This window comes from Falsiroseomonas oryzae, assembly GCF_027856955.1.
Taxonomy (GTDB): domain Bacteria; phylum Pseudomonadota; class Alphaproteobacteria; order Acetobacterales; family Acetobacteraceae; genus Falsiroseomonas; species Falsiroseomonas oryzae.
In genome coordinates, this window is sequence record NZ_JAPSMD010000465.1 from 1 (window position 1) to 4001 (window position 4001).

The following is a 4001-nucleotide window of genomic DNA, read 5'->3' on the forward strand; positions in this document are numbered from 1 at the left end:
GCGGCGGTCGCTTCCGCGATGCCGACGGCGCCGTCCCGCAGGCCGCCGCCGGCGGCGCGCAGCGCGGCGATCTGCCGCTCCAGGCGCCAGGCGAAGGGGATCAGCACGAGCAGCAGCACGAGCAGCGCGGCCTGCGCCAGCCATTCCAGAGTCGTCATGCCGCATCCTCCGCCGGTGGCGGCGGCAGCGGCCGCGCCGTCTCGATCCGCACCGCCAGCCGGTTCTCCCGTCGGCCGAGCTGCGCCTGGAACAGCGCGACGTCACCGCAGCGCAGCGAGACCGGCGCACCGGGCGAGGAGGCCAGCAGGATGCGGTCGCCCACCTTGAGGTCCAGCACCTGACTCAGCGGCACGGTCTGGCGGTCCAGCACGACATCCAGCGAGACCTCGGTCTGGCGCAGCTCCTCCGCCAGATGGGTCTCCCAGATGCTGTCGCGGCCGAAGCGCTCGCCCATGAACTGCTGCAGCAGCAGCTCGCGCACCGGCTCCAGCGTGGCGTAGGGCAGCAGCACTTCCAGACGGCCGCCGCGGTCCTCCATCTCGATCCGCATGCGGGAGACGACGGCGGCGTTGGACAAGCGGGAGATGGCGGCGAAGCGGGGGTTCACCTCCAGCCGGTCGAAGCGGAAATCCACCTCGCAGAGCGGCTCGAAGGCGGCCTTCAGGTCGCCGAGCACCACGCCGATCAGCCGCTCCACCAGCGTGCGCTCGATGGTGGTGTAGGGGCGGCCCTCGATGCGCATGGCGGCGGTGCCGCGCCGACCGCCGAGCAGCACGTCCACCACGGAATAGATCAGCGGGCTGTCCACCACGATCAGCCCGTAATTGTCCCACTGCTCCGCGCGGAAGACGGCCAGCATGGCCGGCAGCGGGATGGAGTTCAGGTAGTCGCCGAAGCGCTGCGAGGCCATCGCGTCGATGCTGATCTCGACGTTGTCGGATGTGAAGTTGCGCAGCGTCGTCGTCATCAGCCGCACCAGGCGGTCGAAGACGATCTCCAGCATCGGCAGGCGTTCATAGGCGACGAGGCCGGAGGAGATGATGCGCTCGATTCCGCTCAGGCTGCCGTCGCCGGCGGGTCCTGAATCGAAGCCGAGCAGGCTGTCGATCTCGGCCTGGTTCAGCACGCGGGTGGCCTGCGGCGCGGCGGCGCCGGCGCCCTCCCCCTCGACGGCCGCGCCCCAGGCGGCGGCCAGGTCCTCCTCCTCGCTGCCGCTCACTGGACCAGCATCTCCACGAAGAGCACGTCGGTGACGCGCGGCGGCGGGCGGTCGGCCCGGGCGTCCTGCGCGATGGCAATGCTGGCGCGGGCTATCAGCTCCTCCCGCAGGCGGTGCGAGCCGGCGGAGCCGCGCAGCTCGTCCGGGCGCACCTCCCGCAGGTAGGTGGCGAAGAGGTCGACCAGCCGCGGCATGGCCGCCTGCACCGCCGCCACGTCCTCCGCCCGCGATACCTCGAGCCGCGCGCGCAGCCGCACGAAGCTGGCGCGGCGGCCGGGCGCATTGAGGTTGGAGACGATCTCCGGCAGGTCCACGAAGGCCGGCTGCGGCGGCGGTGGCGGCGCGGGCTCGGCAGACTGCGCGGCCTGCGCCGGCGCGCCGCCCATGCCGAGCAGCGGCGGCAGAATGCCGCCGAACCACAGCCCCGCGCCGAGCGCGAGCAGCACCACCGGCAGCGCCAGCAGGACGAGCTTCTTCTTGCCGCCCTTCTTAGACGCGTCCTCCGCCCCGGCCTCCCCGGCCGGTGCGCTCGCCTTGTCCCCCTTCGCCGCCATGGCGCGCCATCCGCCTCCTGCCTGGCGGGGGCAGTCTGCGCGGGGCGGGCTTAACGAAGCCTTGCAGGACGGCGCGCCCTGCCGCCGCCGGGCAGATCCTGCCGCCCGCCCGGCAAGCCGGGCCGCGGCGGGCGGCACGGAAGGTGGCACGCGAGTTGCGGTGGGGGTGCCGAACCGATCGGAGCGACCCCGGATGGACAGCCCCGGCTACATCGTCCTCTCACGCCTCGTCGCGGCGCAGCGCGCGACCGCGGTGACGGCGAACAACATCGCCAATGCCGACACGCCCGGCTTCCGCGCGCACCGGCCGCTGTTCGGCGCCGTGCTGGAACGCCAGGTGGGTGCCGATGCACCGCGCGGCGGCCGCGACCTGGCCTTCGCGCAGGACCGCGCCACCTGGCGCGACGCCAACGCCGCTCCGCTGGCGCGCACCGGCAATCCGCTCGACCTCGCGCTGTCCGACCCCGATGCCTTCTTCGCGGTGGAGACGCCGCGCGGCGAGCGCTTCACCCGCGCCGGCCGCTTCACGCTGGATACGGAGGGTCGGGTGGTGGACCCCGAAGGCAGCCCGGTGCTGACCGCGGAAGGCCAGCCGCTGCGCATCGAGCCGGGCTCGGCCCGCATCGACATCCGCGGCGACGGCAGCGTGGCGACGGAGAACGGGCCCGCCGGCCGGCTGCGCACCGTGCGCTTCGCCGACCCGCAGCGGCTGCAGGCGGAAGGCGAGCGGAACCTGGCGGCGCCGGCCGACATGCCAGCGCAGGCGGTGGAACGCCCCGGCGTGGTGCAGGGCGCGACGGAGGGCAGCAACGTCCGCGCCGTGGCGGAACTCACGCGGCTGACCGACGACATGCGCCACTTCCAGATGGTTGCGCAGATGGCCGAGCGCGAGGGCGAGCGGCTGGGCAGCGCCGTCGAGCGCATCCTGCGGCGGCGATAGGGAGAAAAGGCATGCGCCAGACCAGGAGCAGAAGCGGGCGGCCAGCATCGCGGGCCGAGCGCGCGAAGGCGCGCCGCGCACAGACCGGCAGCATCGCCGGGCACACCCGATGCCTGCGCGAAAGCCAAGGCGGCGGAGCCGCCGCCCGGCGTCTGAGGGCACGCTAGGATGCGATCACTGCACATAGCCGGCACGGGCATGATGGCCCAGCAGACGAACGTCGAGGTCATCTCCAACAACATCGCGAATATGAGCACCACCGGCTACAAGCGCCGGAGGGCCGAGTTCCAGGACCTGCTGTACCAGAACCTCCGCCGGGTCGGCTCGCAATCCTCCGACACGGGTTCCGTGCTGCCATCCGGCGCGCAGATCGGGCTCGGCGTGAAGACCGGCGCGGTCTATCGCATCGCGGAACAGGGCAGCCTCAGCCAGACCGGCAACCGCTTCGACATCGCGGTGCGCGGCAACGGCTACTTCCAGGTGCAGCTGCCCAGCGGCGAGACCGCCTATACCCGCGACGGCACTTTCGCCCTGTCGCCCGAAGGCGTGATGGTCACCGCCGACGGCTTCGTGGTGCAGCCCGGCATCACCATCCCCGCCAACGCCACCGACGTGACGATCAACGCGAACGGCGAGGTGCTGGCCAAGATCGACGGGCAGATCGAGCCGCAGAACGTGGGCCAGATCCAGCTGGCGATCTTCGCCAACGAGGGCGGGCTGGAGGCGATCGGCGACAACCTGCTGCTGGCAACCCCGGGTTCGGGCGACGCGCAGCAGGGCGCGCCGGGCACGCCGGGCTATGGCCAGGTGCTGCAGGGCTTCGTCGAGACATCGAACGTCAATGTCGTGCAGGAGATCACCAGCCTGATCACCGCCCAGCGCGCCTACGAGATGAACAGCCGCGTCATCTCGGCCAGCGACGAGATGCTCTCCACCCTGTCGCGGCTGCGGTGAGCGCGATGCGGATCCTGCTGCTGCTGCTGCTGTGGGCAGCGCCGGCGCGGGCGGAGCTCGCGACGCTCCGCCCCTTCGCCGTGGTGGAGGACGGAGTCGTCCGTCTGGCAGACCTGTTCGAGAATGCCGGGCCGCGCGGTGCGACGGTGCTGGGACCCGCGCCGGCGCCGGGCGGGCGGCTCGTGGTGGAAGCGGCGCAGCTGGCGGCCATCGCGCGCGCCAACGGCGTGGCCTGGCGGCCGGTGGGCGGGGCGGAGCGCGTGGTGCTGGAACGCCCGGGCCGCCCGCTGGCGCGGGAGGAGGTGCTGCTCGCGCTGCGCGGCGCGCTGCGCCC

Annotated in this window: 4 protein-coding genes and 1 pseudogene; 3 read left to right on the forward strand and 2 right to left on the reverse strand. The window is 72.9% G+C overall.

Annotated elements, in window-relative coordinates:
- Positions 1–154 precede the first annotated feature (154 nt).
- Together fliM and OZN99_RS27060 are read right to left on the reverse strand one after the other, a co-directional pair.
- Positions 155–1219: a flagellar motor switch protein FliM gene (fliM, locus tag OZN99_RS27055; RefSeq protein ID WP_270938336.1), complete on the reverse strand. Its 1065-nt coding sequence runs from the start codon at positions 1217–1219 to the stop codon at positions 155–157.
- Complete coding sequence (locus tag OZN99_RS27060; protein WP_270938337.1) at positions 1216–1773, reverse strand: flagellar basal body-associated FliL family protein; 558 nt, start codon at positions 1771–1773, stop codon at positions 1216–1218. The genes fliM and OZN99_RS27060 overlap by 4 nt, the downstream gene beginning before the upstream one ends.
- 193 nt (positions 1774–1966) lie before the next feature.
- Between OZN99_RS27060 and OZN99_RS27065 the strand changes: the two genes are divergently transcribed.
- The 3 genes and pseudogenes from OZN99_RS27065 to OZN99_RS27075 all read left to right on the forward strand — a co-directional run.
- Positions 1967–2713, forward strand: a complete 747-nt coding sequence (locus tag OZN99_RS27065) for a flagellar hook-basal body complex protein (RefSeq protein ID WP_270938338.1) — start codon at positions 1967–1969, stop codon at positions 2711–2713.
- Positions 2714–2881: 168 nt separating this feature from the next.
- Positions 2882–3667 carry a flagellar basal-body rod protein FlgG gene (flgG, locus tag OZN99_RS27070; RefSeq protein ID WP_270938339.1) on the forward strand — a complete coding sequence of 262 codons (786 nt, stop codon included), beginning with the start codon at positions 2882–2884 and terminating at the stop codon, positions 3665–3667.
- 5 nt (positions 3668–3672) lie between these two features.
- Positions 3673–4001 (forward strand): annotated as a pseudogene (locus tag OZN99_RS27075) (flagellar basal body P-ring formation chaperone FlgA); the annotation flags it as partial.